The sequence below is a fragment of the Mesorhizobium sp. B2-3-6 genome, assembly GCF_006442305.1.
Classification (GTDB): domain Bacteria; phylum Pseudomonadota; class Alphaproteobacteria; order Rhizobiales; family Rhizobiaceae; genus Mesorhizobium.
Genome location: NZ_VFVW01000001.1, coordinates 99,092 through 119,214 on the forward strand (window position 1 = coordinate 99,092; position 20,123 = coordinate 119,214).

General features: G+C 60.8%; 20 protein-coding genes. 4 read left to right on the forward strand and 16 right to left on the reverse strand.

From position 1 onward, the window contains the following. Position 1: 1 nt before the first annotated feature. A complete protein-coding gene (locus tag FJ953_RS00450; protein WP_181167680.1) occupies positions 2 to 844 on the reverse strand; it encodes an ABC transporter permease in 843 nt (280 codons plus the stop codon). A gap of 605 nt (positions 845 to 1,449) precedes the next feature. Here FJ953_RS00450 and FJ953_RS00455 point away from each other — a divergent pair. Next, positions 1,450 to 2,439, forward strand: a complete 990-nt coding sequence (locus FJ953_RS00455) for an NAD-dependent epimerase/dehydratase family protein (protein ID WP_140622719.1) — start codon at positions 1,450 to 1,452, stop codon at positions 2,437 to 2,439. Between the two features lie 328 nt (positions 2,440 to 2,767). Here the strand turns inward: FJ953_RS00455 and FJ953_RS31060 are convergent, their stop codons facing one another. The 15 genes from FJ953_RS31060 to cyoA form a co-directional block, all read right to left on the reverse strand. Further along, on the reverse strand, positions 2,768 to 2,893 hold the full coding sequence (locus FJ953_RS31060; RefSeq protein WP_263486168.1) for a hypothetical protein: 126 nt from the start codon (positions 2,891 to 2,893) through the stop codon (positions 2,768 to 2,770). A gap of 226 nt (positions 2,894 to 3,119) precedes the next feature. Continuing rightward, a complete protein-coding gene (locus tag FJ953_RS00460; protein WP_224618831.1) occupies positions 3,120 to 3,506 on the reverse strand; it encodes a c-type cytochrome in 387 nt (128 codons plus the stop codon). Between the two features lies 1 nt (position 3,507). Next, the gene (locus FJ953_RS00465; protein WP_140622721.1) at positions 3,508 to 4,386 is read right to left on the reverse strand and encodes a cytochrome c oxidase assembly protein; all 879 of its coding nucleotides are present in this window, start codon (positions 4,384 to 4,386) and stop codon (positions 3,508 to 3,510) included. Further along, the gene (locus FJ953_RS00470) at positions 4,383 to 4,724 is read right to left on the reverse strand and encodes a hypothetical protein (RefSeq protein ID WP_140500656.1); all 342 of its coding nucleotides are present in this window, start codon (positions 4,722 to 4,724) and stop codon (positions 4,383 to 4,385) included. The genes FJ953_RS00465 and FJ953_RS00470 overlap by 4 nt, the downstream gene beginning before the upstream one ends. 1 nt (position 4,725) lies before the next feature. Continuing rightward, positions 4,726 to 5,331, reverse strand: a complete 606-nt coding sequence (locus tag FJ953_RS00475; RefSeq protein WP_140500655.1) for a cytochrome c oxidase subunit 3 — start codon at positions 5,329 to 5,331, stop codon at positions 4,726 to 4,728. After that, positions 5,328 to 7,298 (reverse strand): cytochrome c oxidase subunit I, encoded by a 1,971-nt coding sequence (gene ctaD / locus FJ953_RS00480; protein ID WP_140565683.1) that lies wholly within the window; start codon positions 7,296 to 7,298, stop codon positions 5,328 to 5,330. The genes FJ953_RS00475 and ctaD overlap by 4 nt, the downstream gene beginning before the upstream one ends. Next, positions 7,295 to 8,308, reverse strand: coding sequence for a cytochrome c oxidase subunit II (coxB, locus tag FJ953_RS00485; protein ID WP_140622723.1), 1,014 nt, complete (start codon positions 8,306 to 8,308; stop codon positions 7,295 to 7,297). The genes ctaD and coxB overlap by 4 nt, the downstream gene beginning before the upstream one ends. Further along, positions 8,305 to 8,838 carry a c-type cytochrome gene (locus tag FJ953_RS00490; RefSeq protein ID WP_140565677.1) on the reverse strand — a complete coding sequence of 178 codons (534 nt, stop codon included), beginning with the start codon at positions 8,836 to 8,838 and terminating at the stop codon, positions 8,305 to 8,307. Before FJ953_RS00490 ends, coxB begins: the two co-directional genes overlap by 4 nt. Continuing rightward, positions 8,835 to 9,704: a substrate-binding domain-containing protein gene (locus tag FJ953_RS00495; protein WP_140622725.1), complete on the reverse strand. Its 870-nt coding sequence runs from the start codon at positions 9,702 to 9,704 to the stop codon at positions 8,835 to 8,837. The genes FJ953_RS00490 and FJ953_RS00495 overlap by 4 nt, the downstream gene beginning before the upstream one ends. Then, positions 9,685 to 11,445 carry a methanol/ethanol family PQQ-dependent dehydrogenase gene (locus FJ953_RS00500; RefSeq protein WP_263493954.1) on the reverse strand — a complete coding sequence of 587 codons (1,761 nt, stop codon included), beginning with the start codon at positions 11,443 to 11,445 and terminating at the stop codon, positions 9,685 to 9,687. Before FJ953_RS00500 ends, FJ953_RS00495 begins: the two co-directional genes overlap by 20 nt. A gap of 122 nt (positions 11,446 to 11,567) precedes the next feature. Then, on the reverse strand, positions 11,568 to 12,290 hold the full coding sequence (locus tag FJ953_RS00505; protein WP_224656130.1) for a heme-binding protein: 723 nt from the start codon (positions 12,288 to 12,290) through the stop codon (positions 11,568 to 11,570). A 429-nt stretch (positions 12,291 to 12,719) separates the two neighbouring features. Then, on the reverse strand, positions 12,720 to 13,130 hold the full coding sequence (gene cyoD / locus FJ953_RS00510) for a cytochrome o ubiquinol oxidase subunit IV (protein ID WP_140565671.1): 411 nt from the start codon (positions 13,128 to 13,130) through the stop codon (positions 12,720 to 12,722). After that, positions 13,127 to 13,801: a cytochrome o ubiquinol oxidase subunit III gene (gene cyoC / locus FJ953_RS00515; RefSeq protein ID WP_140622727.1), complete on the reverse strand. Its 675-nt coding sequence runs from the start codon at positions 13,799 to 13,801 to the stop codon at positions 13,127 to 13,129. Before cyoC ends, cyoD begins: the two co-directional genes overlap by 4 nt. Further along, on the reverse strand, positions 13,798 to 15,801 hold the full coding sequence (gene cyoB, locus FJ953_RS00520; RefSeq protein WP_181167678.1) for a cytochrome o ubiquinol oxidase subunit I: 2,004 nt from the start codon (positions 15,799 to 15,801) through the stop codon (positions 13,798 to 13,800). Before cyoB ends, cyoC begins: the two co-directional genes overlap by 4 nt. A gap of 2 nt (positions 15,802 to 15,803) precedes the next feature. Continuing rightward, positions 15,804 to 16,895 (reverse strand): ubiquinol oxidase subunit II, encoded by a 1,092-nt coding sequence (cyoA, locus tag FJ953_RS00525; protein WP_348640504.1) that lies wholly within the window; start codon positions 16,893 to 16,895, stop codon positions 15,804 to 15,806. 449 nt (positions 16,896 to 17,344) lie between these two features. On the opposite strand from cyoA, the gene FJ953_RS00530 reads away from it, so the two are divergent. From FJ953_RS00530 to FJ953_RS00540, 3 genes are all read left to right on the forward strand, one after another. Continuing rightward, positions 17,345 to 17,650: a preprotein translocase subunit YajC gene (locus FJ953_RS00530; RefSeq protein WP_140500644.1), complete on the forward strand. Its 306-nt coding sequence runs from the start codon at positions 17,345 to 17,347 to the stop codon at positions 17,648 to 17,650. Between the two features lie 228 nt (positions 17,651 to 17,878). Next, a complete protein-coding gene (locus FJ953_RS00535) occupies positions 17,879 to 18,874 on the forward strand; it encodes a YihY/virulence factor BrkB family protein (protein WP_140622729.1) in 996 nt (331 codons plus the stop codon). A 137-nt stretch (positions 18,875 to 19,011) separates the two neighbouring features. Then, positions 19,012 to 19,836, forward strand: coding sequence for a Ku protein (locus FJ953_RS00540; RefSeq protein WP_140584244.1), 825 nt, complete (start codon positions 19,012 to 19,014; stop codon positions 19,834 to 19,836). Positions 19,837 to 20,123: the final 287 nt, after the last annotated feature.

Below are 20,123 nucleotides of genomic sequence, written 5' to 3' on the forward strand. Positions count from 1 at the left end.
CTCAGATCAGGTCCGGAAACGCGCGTTCGGATTTTGAGAAGATAGTCAGTCCGGCAACGAGAAGGGCTAGCGAGGAGAGCGTTGATATCGAGATCATGAGCCAGTCCGCAGGCGTGCCCAGCACGCTCCAGCGGATGGCTTCGACTGTCCCAACCATTGGGTTCAGACCATAGAGCGGCCGCCACAATTGAGGGACGAGATTGGCTGGATACACGATCGGGGTCATGAACAGAAGTATCTGAAGGCTGAACGGCAACAGATAGCCCACATCGCGAAAGCGAACGTTGATCGCCGACAATGCCACGCCCACTCCAGTCGCTGACGCAGCCATTACGAGCACGAACAGCGGCAAGAAGACTGCTTGTGGTGCCGGCCAGCTTCCGAATGCCAGCATGGCGGCGAACAAAAGAGCGAAGCCGACGAGCATATCGGTCAGGCATGAGGCCATCGTGGAGATGGGAATGATCAGACGCGGGAAATAGACGCGTTTCACCAGCTCCTGGTTTCTGACGAGGCTGCCCGTCATGCTGGCGACGGCTCGCGAAAAAAAACTCCATGGCACAAGCCCACACAGAACAAATAGCGGGTATGGCGCGCCGTTGGACGAAATGCCTGCGAGCTTGCCGAAGAAGATGCTGAAGACCGACATAGCAACGAGCGGCTGCAGCATTGCCCAAAGGATGCCCAGATAAGTCTGCCGGTATTTGACCTTGAAATCACGCCAGGCCAGGAAGAACACAACTTCCCGATATCGCCAAAGCTCGGAAGGTTCGAACAGTCCTCGCTTGCGGGACGGATCGATGATTGTCACGACAGCTGATTGCGCGCCTGTCTGGTCCGACACGATGATGGCGTCCGCCTCCCTTGACAGCCCCATTGAGGCTTACATTTCCGCGCAGTGCAATCAGCACTTTTGATGGTGCCTGCCGTTCACGAGCCTCACCATTCGAGAGCGCATAGCAGCCGCCCTCAATGCTCGACCAGATCCTCCGGAGGCGCGAGATCGCGCCGCATATCCCCGTTGTTCGATAAGTCCAACCAGACGGAGGGCATTTCTCGCACACGGACTTTACGTTCGATCCGGATGCGAACGAACACCTGCCCGGGCCGTCTGAGTTTCTACCGCTATTCTCCCACCTGTGCTGGGTTGTCGAGGATACATTTCCCTATTGAACTTGTGGTGATGTTATGCCCATCGAAGATAGTCAGGCTACAGAAATCTTTCGTTTTTACAGTGTAGTGTATGCACTGCACCGCTGGTGACAGGGTCCTTAAGATGTGCCATTGTCCAATGGGGTGGTACTATTTGCGCGGATTTGGGTTGTTCGGGCGATGCGCGTTGCGCGAACCATCATTGCGTGGAGGGAGTGACATCTCATTGGCAATTCAGACGGCTTGACGAGTCAGCGTTCATAGCTCCTGAGCAAGCTGCAAAGCTTTGGGTCGGAAATGAAAAGTGTTCTTGTCGCGGGAGCAGCCGGGTTCATCGGATCCCACTTGGTTGATCGACTGTTGTTAAGGCAAGAAATCAATCGAATTGTTGCTGTTGACAATTTCTGGACTGGTACGCGTGCCAATCTGGATCATATCGCCGACCCTCGCTTGGTCGTGGTAGATGTGGCTGTTGAAGATTTTCAGCAGGGGAGCCTTTTTGACGAGATCTATCATCTCGCCTCGCCTGCTTCGCCTCCCTGGTATATGCAAGATCCGGTACGAACCATCTCGGCCAACGTAATAGGAACTATGCGGCTTCTGACCCTTCTTCGCGCCGGGGGCCGTTTCTGTTTCACGTCCACGTCTGAGGTTTACGGCGATCCGCTGGTAACGCCGCAACCGGAAACTTACAGGGGCTCCGTTGATTGCACGGGGCCGCGTTCATCGTATGACGAAGGTAAGCGTTGCGCCGAGGCCCTGCTTTTTGAGAGTAACCGATTGAGCGGGCTCGACATTCGAGTTGCAAGATTGTTCAACGTCTACGGACCTAGGACACGACCTGACGATGGACGTGCAGTATCAAATTTCATCACGAATGCGCTGTTCGGCAAACCTATAGTCGTTTTTGGCGACGGCTTGCAGTCGCGGAGTTGGGGATACGTCAGCGATATCGTGGACGGCCTAGAACAATTCTTCTGGGGGGAGGAGCATGGTTATATTGGTCCCCTGAACATCGGAAACGATCGCGAGATTTCCGTTGTCGATGTTGCCCGTTACGTCGCGGGCTTGGTGCCAGGCACCAAAATCGTGCATGTTGATCCGATCCCCCAAGATCCGACGAACCGCTGTCCGGACTTAACTCTAGCGCGGAGGATCATCCCCGGCTGGGCCTGTCAAATACCTCTTGAAGAGGGTGTGCGCCTCACCCTGGACTGGTTTCGCCGCCAGCAACAGAACGATTTGTCCAGTGTGTCCTCAGACTCGATGGTTGCCGCATCGGTGTGAGTGGGATCCGCCCGATAAAATGTGACCGAAAAAGGGGAGAAATGTGCTCGCCGCAATCCGGTTCCTTCGACCAACGTCGCGGTATGTTCAACCGGCCAGTTCGATGCTGTGAACGCGCGCTTCTGTGCATCGTTCAGGGCCACCGAAGGCGACATACAAGTGCGGGAGGCTCCTCCCGCGGCAATGCATGCTTCCTCCAACGCATGGTCGGCAACCTTATGGGTGTTCGAGCGGCGCGGATGGCCTTGGCGACGATCCCAGTTCGTGATGGTCACTCACATCTTGCGCTGGCAGGTAATAAAGCCCGTACGACCGGACGGCTGGGCGATCAGAGGCAGTGGCATGTCTTGATCAGGAAGATTACTCCCACGGAGTAAGGCAGGGCTAAAAGCCCCAAGGCGATCCAGAAGCCGGGTTCGGCCATTGCGGCGAGATCTGACAGAAGTTGCTTCATGTCGCCTCAGTCCTCGCCCCTGATCGCTCCGCATCCGATCCACAAGGAAAGAGCCCGCTCTTGAGGGAGGGGGAAGCGGGCTCTTGGCTGGGGCTTATGGCCCAGCAGCACGGCGGACTTGAATTTGTACTGCGCCGGCTGCTGTCCAAACCGTGATCGGGCAGCTTTGTTCCCCGTCGTCGGCTATGGTCCTGGGCGCAGCCCGTGGTCCCGCCGAAGCGGCGGTCTATCTCAAAGCATAGAGATAGGCGGCGATGTCACGCGCTTGCTGCTCGGTGATGCCGGTGGATGGCATGGCGGTGTGCGGATTAATGTCCCTTGCTGACCGTATCCAGCGGATCATGTTCTCCGGATTGTTAGCCAGCACACCGCCAACATAGATCCTGTCAGATAGACTGGCGTCCAGGCGTGGGCCGACGTGGCCTACCGCACCGGGTACACCGGTGATGGTGTGGCAGCCGGCGCAGCCATTCGCCAGCATGATCGGTATCGCACGTGCACCGACGCCGCCGGTAGCGGCATCCGCCTCTTGCTGCACCCGACGGGCTCGGTCGGCCCACAATGCGAGCGCGCCGCCCGCGACGACCAGCAGAATGCACACGGCGATGATCAATTTAGATGGGCCAGGGCGCATGCGCGACCTTCCTGGTTCCGCTCGTCGTTATCCAGAGGCCGGCCAGCAATAGCGCTGCCCCGCCATAGATAAGGCCGGCCGGGACCCACATAACGAGCCCGGCAAGCTGCTGGTCCTCGATCGGGCTTAAATTCCACACTGCCGCCCCGGCAGCATTCTCCGGGTACCAGAGCTTCGGCGATAGAAGAAGCAGGACGCCGAGCAGGCCGGTGTGCAGGGAGGTGAAGAAAAGATGCATCACGGCATTTCCATAGGTCTGCTGTTGGCTTGGGCGCGGCAGCAACGCCCACCAGAAGAGCAGGCCTGTGCCGAGGAAGCTCGCATGTTGGGCATAGTGCAGCACGCCATGCTCGAGCGCTGCCTCAAACAGGACCGGAATGTGCCACACCCATATCGCGATCCCGTGAACAATCGTTGCGGTGACAGGCCGGCTCGCAAAGGTCCAGAGCGCTCGCAGCGATTTGCCATGCCCAACCATACCCAGGGCACGCCGAAACGTTACGGGAAATGCCCACAGCAGAGCAGGGGCGGGGCAGGCGATGACCAGCAGCGGCGCCGCCACTGCCACCAGCAACTCGTGCTCGATCATGTGCGCGACAAACAGCCGCTCGCCGAGAGCATGGATCGGACTGACCAACGCTGCCGTCAGTACGCTCCAGCCGGCGGCAAACAGCAGCGCCTGACGCATCCGTAGCGGACGGCCGCGAGTGCTGCGGCGCCACAGCCGCATCGCACCGGCCATGTAGATGAGCGCGACGGCCGTCAGCGGGGCCGTGATGGGAAGCGCAAGTGTCCATCCGGCCTCGGGCGCGCCGGAGCCATAGCAGATCGAGGTGGAGAAGAGCGTGGCCAGGTTCATCGCAGACACTCGTCCAGGATAAGTGCGGCGCTTCCCTGCATGATGATGACCAGTGCAAACAGGAGAGCCGCCAGCATGCCGAGATCGGCGACGAAATGCTCGGTACCGCGCGTGCGTTCTGCTTTGAAAGCAGCGCCGCCTTGCCGCTTTGCCTGCCAGGACAGAGCACCGCCCAGAAGCGAGAACAAGGCGAGCAGCAACGCTAAGGGAAGCACGACCGGCACCTGGTGATTGCATTGCCAGGGAACCAGCGAGTAGTTCAGTTGCGTCGAGACCGCCCAAGCCAACGGGCCCGACAAAAGCCCACCCCAGGAAGTTCCCAACCGGACCGCGCGCATGTCAGCCGAGCCTCGGTACCCAGTAGATCAGCAGATAGATCGGAAGCCAGGTTGCGACCACGAAATCCCAATAGAAAACATTGTCGCCGACGTCGCCGAAGCGTCGCCCGCTATAGCCATGGCGCGTGAACATCAGCACCGTCAGCACGATCGTATCGCCGACATCTGTTATCAGATGCGTGGTGTGGAGCCCGAGCAGCACCCAAAGCATCGAGCCGTAGGCGTTCGTATCCCAGTAAACGTTCAAGGCCGGAAACTCGAACCAGCGCACAAGGAGCGGGGCGAGGCCGAGCAGCGACATGACAACCAGTCCGATCCGCACCGGCACGATGGCGCATTGCTTGGCATAGCGATCGAGGATGTGGTTCGGCACCAGGCTGGCGATCAGCAGCAGCGTGACGATCGTTCCTGGCCAATGGTTCGGCTGCGGTGCACTCAACGGCCATTCAGGCCAAGAGACCGCCAAGTAGAGATAGGCGGCTGCGGCGAGCGCAAAGCCGGTGCCCTCCAGAGCCATGAAAGCGAGCGTGCCCCACCAGGTCGGGCTGCGCGGACCATGCCCAAAGGTGGGGAGACCGGAAACATCTGTGACGGGACGCTCGTTCATTCCTCGTCCTCCGGATCACCTTTTGGCCAGAACCAGCCGATCAAGGTGACGGCGATTGGCAGGGCGCCCCACACGATGGCCCAGGGGGTGAAGATCGAATAGAGAAACGTGCCGCCTACGGCGAACGCTGCAAAGAGCGGCCAGATCGACGGTGTCGCCGATTTCTCGCGAATGTCGGGATGGGCTTCAGCGACTGTCGAGACCAGCAGCTCGCGCGCGTCGACGCGAAGCCCGGTCGCTACGGGAAGAGCGTCGCGCTCGGCCCAGAGTGGCTCCGCGTTGGTGACGACCGGAATGCGCGCGAAATTATAGCTCGGCGGCGGCGAGGGCGTTGCCCATTCCAGGGTGCCGGCCTCCCAGGGATTGTTGCCTGCCGCTGCGCCTTTCAACGCGCCATGCACAAGATTGAAGGTGAACAGGACGAAACTCAGGAAGAAGACCACCGCGCCTGCTGTTATGAACAGGTTGATGTTCCCCCAGCCAAGCTCGGCCGGATAGGTGTAGACCCGTCGCGGCATGCCCCACAGCCCCACGATGTGCATCGGGAAAAAGGCGGCGTTGAAGCCAATGAAGGCCAGCCAGAAATGCAAGCGGCCCAGGCGCTCGCTCATCATTCGGCCGGTGACTTTAGGAAACCAGAAATAGGCCGCACCCAGCAGCGGGAATACCGATCCGCCGATCAGCACATAGTGGAAATGCGCGACGACGAAGTAGGTGTCGTGCACCTGCAGATCCAGCGGTACGGAGGCCAGCATGACGCCGGTGAGACCGCCGATGACGAAGATGAAGAAGAAGCCGAACACGAACAACATTGGCGTGCGGATCACCGGTCTGCCGTCCCACATCGTTGCCAGCCAGCAGAAGATCTGTACGCCGTTGGGAATAGCGATCATCATGCTGGAAGCGGTGAAGAAGCTGGCGCCGAGCTTGGGCAGGCCTGTCGCGAACATATGGTGGACCCACAGGCCGAAGGACAGGAAGCCGACCGCGATCAACGACAGAACCATGCCGAGATGGCCGAACACCGGTCGCCGGGCGAAAGCCGGGATGATCGAGGAGACCATGCCGGTCGCCGGCAGGAAGATGATGTAGACCTCGGGGTGACCGAAGAACCAGAACAGATGCTGGAACAGCAAGGCATCACCGCCTTCGGCCGGGTTGAAGATGTGTGTGCCGACCAGCCTGTCGAGGATCAGGAATGTCGAGGTGATCATCACCGCCGGCATTGCGAAGACGATGACAAAGGAGGTGACCAGCATCGCCCAGACGTATAGCGGGATCTTGTCCAGCGACATGCCGGGAGCACGCTGCTTCAAGATCGTGACGATCGTCGCCACTGCCACAGCCAGTGAAGACACCTCGGTATAGGTAATCATCTGCGCCCAGACGTCGGCGCGCTTGCCAGGGGCGAATTCGGGACCGGACAGCGGCACATAGGCGAACCAGCCGACGTCCGGCGCCATGTTGAGAGCGAAAGACACCCAGGCGAACAGGCCGCCCGAAACATAGACCCAATAACTGAACGCATTCAGCCGCGGAAACGCGATGTTGCGGGTGCCGACCATCAGCGGCACGAGATAAATGCCGGTCGCCTGCACGATCGGTACCGCGAACAGGAACATCATCGTGACGCCGTGCATGGTAAACAGCTGGTTGTAGAGGTCCGGCCCGATCAGCCCACGCTGTGGTCCCGAGAGCTGAACACGCATAGCCACTGCGTTGAGCCCGCCCAGACACAGAAAGACAAAGGCAGTGATCAGATAGCGCCTGGCGATCACCTTGTGGTCGACGCTCGACAGCGCGCCGATGATGCCCGGGGGCGTACGCCAGGTGCGCTCCAGCCACCGCTGGAGATCGGCTTGCTCCATGCCGGTATCGCGCGGTCCGTCATGCTCGGGAGCGAGATCTCCCTTTGCTTGCGCCTCCGCCCGCAGGTCACGTCCGCTCGTCAGGTCGGCGCTGGTCATTTCAGCCCCTCGAGGTAGGCAATGATGGCATTGAGCTCGTCGCCATTGAGAGCCGTTACAGGCATGTGGGAGCCGGGCTTGATGCCTTGCGGGTCGGTGATCCAAGCGGCGAGATTGCCGCGGCTCATCGTCAGCGTTCCGGCTGCGAGAGTTTGCCGGCTGGCTATATGGGTAAGATCGGGCGCTACCGTGCCGCCTGCGGGTGTGCCGCCGATCCTGTGGCACATCACGCAGGGCCGCTGGAGGAAAAGATCCGCGCCGGCCTTGGCTTCGGCATTGGTCGGAGCGGCGGCAGGCCGCAACTGGTCGTCCAGCCAGGCATCGAACTGCGGCCGCGGCTCGGCAATGATGAAGGTGCCCATGTTGGCGTGCTGCGCGCCGCAGAACTCAGCACATTGACCACGATAGACGCCTGGCTTGTCAGCCCTGATGTCCAGCACATTCATATGTCCGGGGATGAGGTCGAGCTTGCCGGCAAGGCTCGGCACCCAGAAGGAGTGGATTACGTCTGTTGAAGTCAAAAGAAGCCGAACCGGCTCGCCGGCCGGAATATGGATCTCGTTCGCCGTCGTCAGGATGCGGCTTGGCTGAGCATTCTCGTAGCGCACTTCCCACCACCATTGGTGGCCGGTCACGCGGACCGTCAGCGCCTCGTCCGAGCCGATCCCGGCAAGCGTCCTGTTGGCGAAAAAGCTCAACAGGGTCAGCCCAACTAGAATCGCCGCAGTCACCCCAACCGCGGTCAAGACCACGCGCATTTTGCGATGTTCGGAGGCGAGGTCGAGCACGAGCGGATCTTTTCCTGTTCGAACTCGCTGGAACAGGGTAGCGACCAGCACGACCATCACCAGCATCCACACGGCCGCGCACAGGGCAGTGAAAAACCAGATCAGCCAGGCTAGCTCGCCCGCGGCCGGGCCTTTCGGATCGAGAGCGGACTGCCAGCCGCAGCAACCTGAAAGCGCCAGGAGAGCGGCTGCGCAACACGCTTTGGGAAAAAATCGTTTCACGGCGATTTCCCCAGCGTCGCGGCATCGGGGAGGCGATTTTCCGACGGATGGACCATCATGTCGTCGTTACGCTGCGGTGCGGCGGAGGAGGGGGCGTTGCCGCTCAGCGAACGTACGAAGGCTGCAAGCTCCCAAATCTGATCATCGGGTATCTTGTTTCGGAAGCTAGGCATGCCGTTAGGCCGCCCGTCCCGGATCGTTGCGTGGATACTCTCGATCGAGCCGCCGTAAACCCACTTCTCATCCATCAGCGCCGGTCCCATGCCGCCGCCGCCATTGGCATGGCACCCCGAGCAATTGAACCAGCTGAACAGGCGCTTGCCCTCGCTGAGATGAAAGGCGTTGGCCTCGAAGCTGGCCGCCTTGTTGTCGCTCGGGAGCGGCCTTTGGCCGCCTGGCTCCAGCGCAGTCACCGGCGTTGGCTGTTGGCCGGACCCAAGGGCCGATTGCGGACGTGTGTCGCGCTCTTCCCGCTGGCAAGCGGCAAGGGCCAGCATCGCCGACAAGAGCACGGTGAGGTTCCGCCTCATCGGTCCGCGCTCCCGCCGGTATCAAGGCGCGGCACACCGTATCGGGCCAGGGTCGCGTCGATCTCAGCCTTGTGCTTGGCAAGGGCTGCATCCACTTCGTCGCGCAGCGCGTCGTCCCCGCGTCGGACGCCCATGGAGATGTCGTAGACCATTGGCAATTGAGGCCCGTCGATTCGAGGTGTCACGGGCGTGATGCGCAGCGGTGTCTTCTGCTTGGCGATGAAATAACCAGCGAGCGGGCCCCAGACGACGGCAACATCGATCTCGCCGCTGGCCACCGCCTCGACAATGCGCGCGGGCGGGTTGGGAGCCGAATAGTCGCCATAGACTGGATAGCCGACGAGATGACCGACAATGCCGCGGCGGCCGAGTGCCTGGGCCGGTGGGGAGTTGGCCCCGTCATCGCCGATGAGCTGCACGCCGATGCGCAGAGTGCGCAGGCGTGGATCGTTGAAAGACGTGATCTCGGGACTGTCCCGCCGCGTCACGAAGACATAGGTCGAGCGGTAATAGGGAGCGGTGGCGCGGAGAATTTCGAGATTGGCGGGAGTGCCAGGTATGAGATCGCACAGGCCTGCCTTGAGCGTGTTGCGAACGAAACCGCGGCGTTGGGCCCACCAGGTATAGGAAAGTCTTGCATCCAGCTCTTTGGCGATGATCTGGGCAATCTTGTTTTCGAAGCCCTGTCCAGCGGCGTTTGAAAACGGCATGTTGTTAGGGTCGGCACATACCTTGAGTTCACGTGCGTCGGCGGCAACCGCGAAGAGCAGCGAGGCAAACGCTACCACCGCGACCACAAGACGCCCGTTCGCCTCGCGTCTTCGAACTGCCTTCAACTCGAAAGCATCAGGGGAGCCGGAACACATAGAGCGTGCCTCCCGCCGTGGTCGCGTTCTTCAGGTCTTTCATCGCATTGACGAAGCCGAGCGCGGCGGTAGCGTCGCGCGGGTCGAGGTCGCCCGATACGATCGCGCCGGCCCAACCGCCGACGCCCGACAGGATCGCGACGTATTGGTGCCCGTCGGGGCCGCGATAGGTGACCGGCTGGCCGATGATCCCGGACGAGGTCTTGAACTGCCAAAGCAATTCCCCTGTCCTTGCGCTCACAGCTTTGAACCAGCCCTCCATTGTGCCGTAGAACACGACGTTGCCGGCGGTGGCGACCGCGCCACTCCACACCGGAAAATTCTCTTTAAGGTTCCAAGCCGGCTTTGCGGCCGCGATGTCCCAGGCGGTGAAGGCACCGCGGTTGCCACCCGGGCCCGGGATCATGCGCACATTCATGCCGACATAGGGGGTGCCGGCGATGTAGTTCACCTCGAGGCCTTCTTCGTCCATGCACAGATTGTTGTGTGGGATGTAGAGCAGTCCTGTCTTCGGCGAGAACGCAGATGGCTGCCAATCCTTGAGCCCGGATGCTGTCGGGCAGATATCCCGGATCACCCTGCCGGTGCCGGTTTTCTTGTCCGGGTTTTCGATCAGGCGCCCGGTTTTCAGATCGACGCCCTTGCTGGAATTGACGACCCCATAGGGTGTCGCTGACAGGACTTCCCCGGTGGTCCGATCCAGAATGTAGAGATAGCCGTTGCGCTCCGGGCGGACGAGCACTTTGCGCGGCTTACCCTGCCAATTCATATCGAGCAGGATCTGCTCGTTGATGCCGTCGTAGTCGTGCAGGTCGTGCGGGCTCCATTGGTAGAACCATTTCGCGGCTCCGGTATCGGGATCGCGCGCGAAAATCCCGGAGGTCCATTTGTTGTCGCCGGGCCGAAGGTCCGGATTCCACGGCCCTGGATTGCCGGTCCCGTGATAGATCAAGTTGAGGTCCGGATCGTAAGAGATCCAGCCCCACATGTTGCCGCCGCCGATCTTCCAGGCTTCCGGCGGCCATGTGGTCACGCCAAGGTCCTTGCCCTTGTCCATGTCGTAATGCGGCTTGAAATCCGGCCCGATCAGCACGTCCTTGTCCGGTCCGGTGCCGTAAGCCGTCCAGACGACATGTCCGTCGCCCGCGTCCAGCGCCTTGACCCAGCCGCGCACACCCATCTCGCCGCCGGAATTGCCGACCAGCACTTTGCCCTTCACCACAAGCGGCGCCATGGTTATGGTCTCGCCGATATTGATGTTGCCGACATGCGCGTTCCAGACCGGTTGGCCAGTGGCGGCATCCAGCGCGATCGTGTGACCATCCAGCGTGTTGAAGAAGAGGCGCCCGTCGGCGAAGACCGCACCGCGGTTGACCACGTCGCAGCAGGCAACGCCCTGCGCGGCAGGCTCAGGATTTGGCTCGTACTTCCATTTCATCGGCGCGCCCGGTTTGGAAAGATCGAGCGCGTAGACGATGTTTGGAAAAGGTGTCACGATATACATCGTGTTGCCGACGACGAGTGGCGCCGCTTCCTGACCCTTGTTCACTCCGGTCGAAAAAGTGAAGGCAACTTGAAGGTTCTTGACATTGTCCTCGTTAATGTCCGCCAGTTCGCTGTAGCGCGTCGAGGCATAATTCTTAGCCGGCATTGTCCATTGGCCGTCATCAGGTGGCGCGGCCGCGGCGGGCGGTGTGATGGCAGGTGTCACCGCGGACTGCGCGGCCGCGGCGTTCAGCAATGAGCAGCCTGCGGCCAGCACCAGCCACTTCAACGGCCTAAAGTCGAAACCGCGGCCCCTTTCCGCTCCTCGGCCGTCTGGTGTCGCAGATGCGTATTTCCCCGCCACTTTCAGAGATCCCCTCATTTGCGGATCGAACCTCCCACTCCGGCGCCGAGTTCGGCCGCGACGTCCGCCTCGGTTCCCGCGCACAACGGATGACCCCAGCCGGAGGCGCTCTTTCCGCCAGGATCGAGATCGTAGACGATGGCGTCCTTGGCGTTGGGGTTGACGCCCGCCGGAACCTTGTCCAGGCCCAGGGCCGCACGCAGGCGCCAAGCGACATTGTGATCGGCGCAGGAGGAGTCGCCGCTGATGCCAAGCCCGCCGACAATCGTTTTGCCGTCGTAGAGAGCAAGGCCGCCGCCAAATGCCACGACGCCGCCGATCGGCTTGCCAATCAGCGGATCGCTCGCACTCCCAAAGTTCTTGCTGTCGCCGGCATAAGCGGCTGCCTGGTTGACAGGATTGGTAAGCTGCAAGCCGAACAAGGGGCCACCCGGCTGAACAGAAGCATATAGATTCGCCGTCGAGAGAGCCATCTGGGCAACGCTGAGCCCGTTGGCCGTGCTGGCCTTTTCGGCTGCGATCAGCCGGCTGCCGGGCCACTGCGCATCGCTGGTGGGGCCGCTGAAAGCAACGGCGCAAACTGTCCCGTCACGCGTAACGATCGCCGCCCATTCATTGGTCTCGAAGCCGCCATTGGCGGGGCCTCCGCTTGCTTTGACGTTTGCCTTGAGGGCAGCCAGGAGCTTGGCGTGGTCGGCGGGGCAGGGTAGCTGTGCCCAGGCCCTGCTTTGCAGCAATGCACAATTAACGAGTACCAGGAGGCTGAAAGCCAGGGAGGAAAGCTGTGGGCGACCCATGATCCGGAGCATTCGTTGAACACAATGTGGAAAGTGGGAGCGCTCACAGAGCAAGGAATCCTCGCCCGATCCCTTGGCAAACTGAGCTATGTTCCCACACTTTCAATGGAACTCGGACGAGGCCCCTATGTTCCTAGTTCCTGAAATTATGATGGAAGGCACAGACGTTGCGACCATGGGCAGCAGCTCATTCTGCCGCCGACCGTGAGCGGGCCGATATAGACATTGCCGGGCCAAACAGCTCGACCAGCTCCTCACCGCTCTCCGCACCTATGGATTTTCGACGCCTGAAAGTGCAGACGCTATGCGCAAGGTAACCGAACCGACGGACAGGCGGTTTTGCGCCCAGGCCACAGACCTGGAACCGCGTTATGGCATCATGTGAGCCTGTTGCGCATCCATCGCTCCCATGTTCTGGCTGAGATGATTCATGATCCACACCGAGCCCAAAACGACCAAGGTCACGATCAGCACACCGAAAGCGAGCGCGAGCACGTTGTTGGTGTTGTCAGGTCCTGTCGTCAGGTGCAGGAAGAAGACGAGATGGACGCCCATTTGTGCGATGGCAAGCACCGTCAGGGCCGAGATCACGGCCGGCTGGTAAATTAGATCGGTTTGTGCCGCAATGAAGGACGCCACTGACAACAGGATTGCCAGGCCAAAGCCCAGCAGATAGCCGGAAAGGCCTCCCGCCACCTCGTGTTCCTCGCTGCGTTCTTCGCCTGGTGCGGAATCGCGGCGGTCAAGCATGTCCTCGTTCCGGCTGTCCATTTCGCTCATGATGACGCTCCCAGCAGATAGACCAGGGTGAAGATGGCGATCCAGATGATGTCGAGCGCGTGCCAGAACAGGCTGAAGCAGTGAAGCCGGCGCAATATGTCGGGAAGAAAGCCTTTTATCCAGAGCTGCGCCATCATGGTGCCGAGCCAAAGCAGGCCAAGTCCAACATGAGTTCCGTGGCAGCCCACAAGGGCGAAGAACGCGGACAGGAAGGCGCTGCGTGATGGGCCCGCCTGCTCATTCACCATGGCCGCGAATTCCTGCACCTCCAGGAACAGGAAGGCTGCACCAAGCAGGCCGGTCACCAGCAACCAGAACTGGGTGGCGGCCATTGACCGGCGGTGGGTCGCGAGCATCGCAAGGCCGCCGGTGAAGCTCGAGGTGAGCAGCAGCGCCGTCTGTGCCGCGACGCGCGTCAACTCAAACAGCTCCTTGCCTGTTGGCCCGCCCGCCGCCGAATTGGACAGGACGGCATACGCGGCGAAGAAAGCCGAGAACATTATGATGTCCGACAACAGGAAGATCCAAAAGCCGTAGGCAACCGTGACGAACTTCGAGGCCGGGCCTCCCTCGCCGTGGCCGGTCGCCGAGAACACGTGATGGCCATGCCCTGCGGTGCGGCCCAGCCGGTAGGGATCGCGCGTTGCGGTGCCGGCGGGGATGTCGCTCATGCCACACGCTCGCGTCTACGCATCCAGGCAAGCTGGGCTGCCTTGCGGTCAAGATCGATGCGGCCGACCTCGTCGGCAGGGATCTCGTAATCGCCATGCTCGCGCCAGGCGAATACAACGAAGGTGGCATAGGCCCCGATGAAGCCGACAACCGCCAACCACCAGATGTGCCAGATGAGCGCGAAGCCAATCAGAGTGCTGAAGAAGGCGGTGACGAAGCCTGTGGGGCTATTGCGCGGCATCTCGATCGCCTCGTAGTCCTCTTCGGTCTCCTGACTCTGCTCGTCCATTGCCCTTTGCTTGATGGTCCAGTAGGGCTCCTCGTTTTCGACATGCGGCAGCCGCGCGTAGTTGAAGACGGGCGGCGGCGAGGATGTCGACCATTCCAGCGAGCGCCCGTCCCAAGGGTCGCCGGTCTCGTCGCGCAACTCGTCGCGATGCCTGATCGAGACGACGAGCTGCGTGATCTGGCATGCGGCGCCGACGATCATCACCACGATTCCGAAGGCCGCCACGACAAGCCACGGCGCCCACATATCCATGTCGATATGCTGAAGGCGGCGGGTCATGCCGAGAAGGCCGACGATATAGAGCGGCACGAACACCAGAATGTAGCCGGCAAGCGTGACCCAGAACGCCGCCTTGCCCCAACCCTCATGCAGCCGGAACCCGAAGGCTTTCGGGAACCAGTAGGTGAAGCCGGCAAAGGCCGCGAACAGCACGCCCGAGATGATGACGTTGTGAAAATGCGCCACGAGAAAGAGCGAATTGTGCAGCATGAAATCGGCCGGCGGAACGGCGAGCAGCACGCCGGTCATGCCGCCGATGATGAAAGTGGTGACAAAGCCTAGCGCCCACAGCATTGGCGTTTCGAAGCGCACGCGCCCGCCATACATGGTGAAGAGCCAGTTGTAGATCTTGACCCCGGTGCCGACGGCGATAACCGAGGTGGCGATGCCGAAAGCCGCATTGACATCAGCGCCGGCGCCCATGGTGAAGAAGTGGTGCAGCCAGACCATGAAGGAGACGATGCAGATGAACATCGTCGCCGCAACCATCGAACGATAGCCGAACAGCGGTTTCGACGAGAAGGTCGAGAAGATCTCCGAATAGATCCCGAAGGCGGGAAGCACGAGGATGTAGACCTCGGGGTGACCCCAGGCCCAGATGAGATTGACGAACATCATCTGGTTACCGCCGGCTTCGTTGGTGAAAAAATGGAAGCCGAGATAACGGTCGAGGGTTAGCATGGCGAGGGTTGCGGTAAGGATAGGGAATGCGGCGACGATGAGCATGTTGGAGGCAAGCGAGGTCCAGCAGAACATCGGCATGCGCAGATAGCCCATGCCTGGCGCGCGCATCTTGAGGATGGTGGTCGCCAGGTTGACGCCCGTGAGCAGGGTGCCGACGCCGGAGATCTGGATCGACCACAAATAATAATCGACGCCGACGCCTGGCGAGTAGGTCGTCTCCGACAGCGGTGCATAAGGTAGCCACCCGGTGCGCGCGAACTCGCCGACGACGAGCGAAATGTTGACGAGCAGCGCGCCGGTCGCGGTCAGCCAGAAGCTCACTGAGTTCAGCGTCGGGAAGGCGACGTCGCGGATGCCGAGCTGCAGCGGGATGACGAAATTCATCAGCCCAATGACAAAGGGCATCGCGGCGAAGAAGATCATGATCGTGCCGTGGGCCGAAAAGACCTGGTCGTAGTGCTCCGGCGGCAGGTATCCCGGCCCGTGGATGGCGAGCACCTGCTGGGTGCGCATCATGACGGCGTCAACGAAGCCGCGCAGAAGCATCAGCGCCGCCAGCACGATATACATGACGCCGATCCGCTTGTGGTCGACGGAGGTTATCCACTCATGCCAAAGGTAGGGCCAGTAGCCTTTGATCGTTACCCAGATCAGAACGGCGGCGGCGGCGAGGAAGACGATCAGGGCCGCGCCGAGCGGAATAGGCTGGTCAAAGGGAACGGCCGACCAGTCGAGCTTGCCGAGCATCGTCATCCTCCTTCATCGTGCTGGTGAGCCATGGGCGGCGCTCCCGCCTTGGGCTCAGCTTTCGGGCTCACCTGCGGCTCTCCGGCGGCGGTTCCAGCAGGTCCCGGCCCCGGAGGTAGCGTCTGGTGCACGACCGCATCGAACAAGCCCGGCTGCACATGGCCGAACGAGGATGCCGGCGCGTTGATGCTTTGCCTGGCAAGCTGGCGATAGGCGCTGGCGTTGAGCACGCCGCCTCCGCCATGCAAGGAGGAGGCCCAACTGGCGAAGGCGTCAGCCGAGACTGCCCTGACACGGAAATTCATGTCCGAAAAGCCATCGCCACTGAAATGCGCCGACAGGCCGAAATACTCGCCCTCGCGATCAGCCTGCAGGTTGACCTCGGTCTGCATGCCGTTCATGGCATAGACCATGCTGCCGAGCTGGGGCACAAAGAAGGTGTTCATGACGCTGGCCGAGGTCAATCTGAAACGCACCGGCATGCCGGTTGGAATAACCAGCTGGTTGACCGTTCCGACACCTTGATCGGGATAGAGGAACAGCCACTTCCAGTCGAGCGCCACCACTTGGATTTCGAGTGGCGGCCGGCTGGAGTCGATCGGCTTGCGAGGATCGAGATGGTACGATCCATAATAGATCAAGCCACCGAGGAAGAGGATGGTCAGCGTCGGAATCGACCAGACGATGAGCTCGATCCGGCCGGAATAGGTGAACTCTGGATCATACCGAGCCCTGCGGTTCGAGGCACGGAATATCCAGGCGAAGGCAAGCAGCGCGACCAGCGTCGGAATGACGATGACCAGCATGACGGCCAGTGAGTTCAGGAGGATCGTGCGGTTCCCCGCGCCGACCGGTCCCTGCGGGTCGAGCACGCCTCCCGCGCAACCCGACAGGGTTACCGCCGCGAAAATCCAGAGAAGCGATAGGCCTCGACTACAACGGTGTAACACTGGAAAACATCTTAGCCAGCCGCCGTCCCGGGGATGAGTACCTGCATAACTGAGGCGCGGGCTGCTTGTTCCGCAAAGATGCGCTTTTGTCTCCAACGGCGAAGGGCGCTGCATCGAGATGACGGAGCGTCTCGCGCGCCCCATGCTCCGATCTCAACTTGTTCTACGTCAGCGTTACGGCAAGCTGGCGCCCGTGTGGTCGGCCTGCCTTGTCGGCCACGCAATTCGCCTCAACATTTCGCGAAAAGAGACTGCGCCTAACGTGCTGCAGGCTGGATGCTTCTCCTGCGGAAACGGACAGCAAATGTCCAACTCGGGGGTACCGCGGGTGCTACGGCGAACGCGAGCCCTACAAGATGCAACCCAACCTCGGGCGAGACGCCGTTGCGCGCTGGGACGTTTCGCGATCACGCAATATCGGTTGGCTTGGCTCTTAAAGGTTCCGCCCCCGTGTGCTCCTCCCCGGCGAGCTGTTGAGCCCGCGGCTCGCGATCCGCGTCGGCACGTCTCCGATTGCCTGCTATGTAGGTGCGATTTCAGGCAACCAACTCGAGCTGCCAGCATTGATTTGGGATAGTCTCGGGAGAAATGCCATGCTGCAATTCAACCTGCCTCGAGAAGTTGCAATCGGTGATGAAGTTGCCCTGACGAGTACGGTCATGGACATGCTTCCCAGTGGGCGCGCCAGGGTGAGCATCCCCTCCTATGATCGTCCTTATGCGATCGATGCGCCCCCCAGAACTCACGTCGGAGACAAAGTCGTTCTTGTTGGGGACGTCACTCGGGTCGATCCTGAAACCAACAAGCTGAGCGTACGGATTGACTGTGGCGGGGTGGTTACCGTCCACAAATCGGCGATCATAAGGCTCAAGAAAAATTGCGCGGCCCGAAATGGCTGACGCATCACCCTGCGACGTAAGGCTCGCCAACGAGGCCGAGCTCGCGGGATGGGATTATCCACGCCATCTCACCGCGCCAGCCTTACCGACGGGCTGCGCTCGATGAAGCTTGACCCCAACCCGCGCGCTGTATCGGCTACGGGAAGCCCTGTGCGACGAGCCGTGACAGGCATGATCGAGATAGGTCGCGACGCTCCGCGTCCCATATGGCGTGACTGGTGAGGGGAGATGCCACACTGGGTTCGCGGTACCTGGATTCTCTTGAAGGACGCCGTCACCGGCTTCATCGACGATAATGCGTTGAGCCACGGGGCGGCGGTGGCTTTCTACGCCACGACATCGCTGGCGCCGATCCTTCTGATCGTCGTGGCGATCGCCGGTCTGGCCGTGGGCAAGGATGCGGCCCAGCTCGCCCTGTCAGCGGAGATATCCGGCGCGATGGGCGCGCAGAGTGCCGATCTGCTCAAGGCGACGATCGAGACGGCTTCGCACAGATGGTCCGGGACGCTTGCCACGCTCATCGGATTGGTGACGCTCTTCTTCACTGCCTCCGGTGTTTTCGGTGAGATGCAACAGTCGTTGAACGAGATCTGGAAGGTAAAAGCCGACGGCCTGTCGCTTTCGCGCCTGGTGCGGGCGCGGGCGGCAAGCCTCGGCCTGGTTGCCGCGTTGGGCTTCATGCTGCTGGTATCGCTGGCGGCAAGCGCAGCGATCACCGCGCTGAGCGATGTCATCAATCACCACCTGCCGTTCGGCGAACTGGTGCTCGGCACCGTCAACACCGTTGTCTCTTTCTTGCTAATTGGGCTGCTCTTCGCCGCGATCTACAAGGTCTTGCCGGATCGCACGCTCAAATGGCGCGATGTTGCCGTCGGTTCGGTGGTTACTGCGTTGCTGTTCACCATCGGCAAGTCGCTGATCGGCTGGTATATCGGCACCAGCGCGATAGCGACTTCCTACGGAGCGGCAGGCGCGCTTATGGTGGTGCTGCTTTGGGTCTACTATTCAGCGCAGATATTCCTCTTCGGTGCAGAAATTACGCGCGCTTACTCGGTCAGGCGCGGAAGCCGGCCAGACCTTGCGCCGGTAGTGGCGTTGAGCGGCGACAAGATAGACACGCCGCGCCGGCCTGAGGTGCATGACGGCGAGATCGCCGCATGGATTGTGGTAAGCAGCCTGATCACCGCGCTGCTCTCGCATTTGTCGCGGCGAAAGCAGGATTGACGCCGCGCGGGGGCACCGTTGGCATGGAAAGCCGCACCATCCGTGATGCGATCGCGTGCGTCGATGCTGATCAGGCGGGCGGAACGGAACGATCCGGCTGACGTTTGTGCCAAGGATCGGCGCGACAGGAGGACTGCATGGCGGCCCCACGAGCAGTTTGGAAAGGGTTTCTGAAAGTCGGGTCCGTGTCGTGCGGAGTGAAGCTTGTGGGTGCAACCAGTGAGGCATCGAAAATCCACTTCAAGATTTTGAATCGGAAAGATGGATTGCCCGTCAAGGCTGCCTATGTTGACGAAGAGACGGGCGATGTCGTCGATAGCGAAAACCAAGTCAAAGGCTACGAGGCAGACGCGGGCGATTTCATCAAGGTCGAACCGGACGAGATCAAAAAGCTAAAGATGACGTCTGAGCACACGCTTGAGGTCGACGAGTTTGTCGCCATCAAGGATATCGATACGCGCTACCTGGAAAAGCCTTATTACCTGATCCCTGCCGACGGTGCTTCCACCGAGGCCTTCTCCGTGCTGCGCGAAGCGATGGCCAAGAAGGGCGTGGCGGCGCGGTCCTGCGTGGTGCTGTACCAACGCGGGCGCGAAGTCGTGATACAGCCATATGGCAAGGGAATGCTGCTTACCGAGTTGCGGACCCATGACGAGATGATCTCGGAAGAGACCGTATTCAAAGACCTGGAAAGCCATGAATATGACCAGGAACTGCTCGAAATCGCAGGCCTGCTGATCGACAAAAAAGTGACCAAGTTTGATCCGTCGAAATTTGAAGACACCTACGAGGATGCGCTCATCGCGTTGATCGACGCAAAACGCAAGGGCAAGCAGCCGCCCAAACCGGTGCTCCCGCCCAAGGAGAACGTTATCGATCTGGCGTCGGTTCTCCGCAAGAGTCTCGCCAAGGAAGGCATCAAGGACCGCCCCAAAGCCAAAGCCGGACGCAAATCGGCATAGTCGCGGATCTGGTTGTCTGCTTTCTTCGAATTATGACCGAAAACGATCCTGTGCCGGGATCAGAAAAGATCGATTGGTCGCTCGGGCTCGGGGCTTCCGCCCGAGTCATTCGCGCGGTGCAGGGGCGCGTCGCCTTTAACCCCAAGATGCACGTCCCATCGACTGCGAAAAGGCGGGCTTTGCAGACAGGCGGTGACGGCTGCCGCCCCTCCAGTCAATAATGTGCTTCTTTTCACATGGAGATACTCACCGAAAGATACATTGATCAAATCATATTGTTCGATTTT

Coding starts and splice junctions, on each gene's coding strand:
- FJ953_RS00470 (WP_140500656.1), bottom strand. CDS start 4,724: ATGCGCGCGGTCCGGTTGGGAACTTCCTGGGGTGGGCTTTTGTCGGGC.
- FJ953_RS00540 (WP_140584244.1), top strand. CDS start 19,012: ATGGCGGCCCCACGAGCAGTTTGGAAAGGGTTTCTGAAAGTCGGGTCC.
- FJ953_RS00455 (WP_140622719.1), top strand. CDS start 1,450: ATGAAAAGTGTTCTTGTCGCGGGAGCAGCCGGGTTCATCGGATCCCAC.
- FJ953_RS00465 (WP_140622721.1), bottom strand. CDS start 4,386: ATGAACCTGGCCACGCTCTTCTCCACCTCGATCTGCTATGGCTCCGGC.
- FJ953_RS00535 (WP_140622729.1), top strand. CDS start 17,879: ATGCCACACTGGGTTCGCGGTACCTGGATTCTCTTGAAGGACGCCGTC.
- cyoC (WP_140622727.1), bottom strand. CDS start 13,801: ATGAGCGACATCCCCGCCGGCACCGCAACGCGCGATCCCTACCGGCTG.
- cyoB (WP_181167678.1), bottom strand. CDS start 15,801: ATGCTCGGCAAGCTCGACTGGTCGGCCGTTCCCTTTGACCAGCCTATT.
- FJ953_RS00495 (WP_140622725.1), bottom strand. CDS start 9,704: ATGTGTTCCGGCTCCCCTGATGCTTTCGAGTTGAAGGCAGTTCGAAGA.
- cyoA (WP_348640504.1), bottom strand. CDS start 16,895: ATGGGGCGCGCGAGACGCTCCGTCATCTCGATGCAGCGCCCTTCGCCG.
- FJ953_RS00490 (WP_140565677.1), bottom strand. CDS start 8,838: ATGAGGCGGAACCTCACCGTGCTCTTGTCGGCGATGCTGGCCCTTGCC.
- FJ953_RS31060 (WP_263486168.1), bottom strand. CDS start 2,893: ATGAAGCAACTTCTGTCAGATCTCGCCGCAATGGCCGAACCCGGCTTC.
- cyoD (WP_140565671.1), bottom strand. CDS start 13,130: ATGAGCGAAATGGACAGCCGGAACGAGGACATGCTTGACCGCCGCGAT.
- FJ953_RS00475 (WP_140500655.1), bottom strand. CDS start 5,331: ATGAACGAGCGTCCCGTCACAGATGTTTCCGGTCTCCCCACCTTTGGG.
- ctaD (WP_140565683.1), bottom strand. CDS start 7,298: ATGACCAGCGCCGACCTGACGAGCGGACGTGACCTGCGGGCGGAGGCG.
- FJ953_RS00530 (WP_140500644.1), top strand. CDS start 17,345: ATGCTGCAATTCAACCTGCCTCGAGAAGTTGCAATCGGTGATGAAGTT.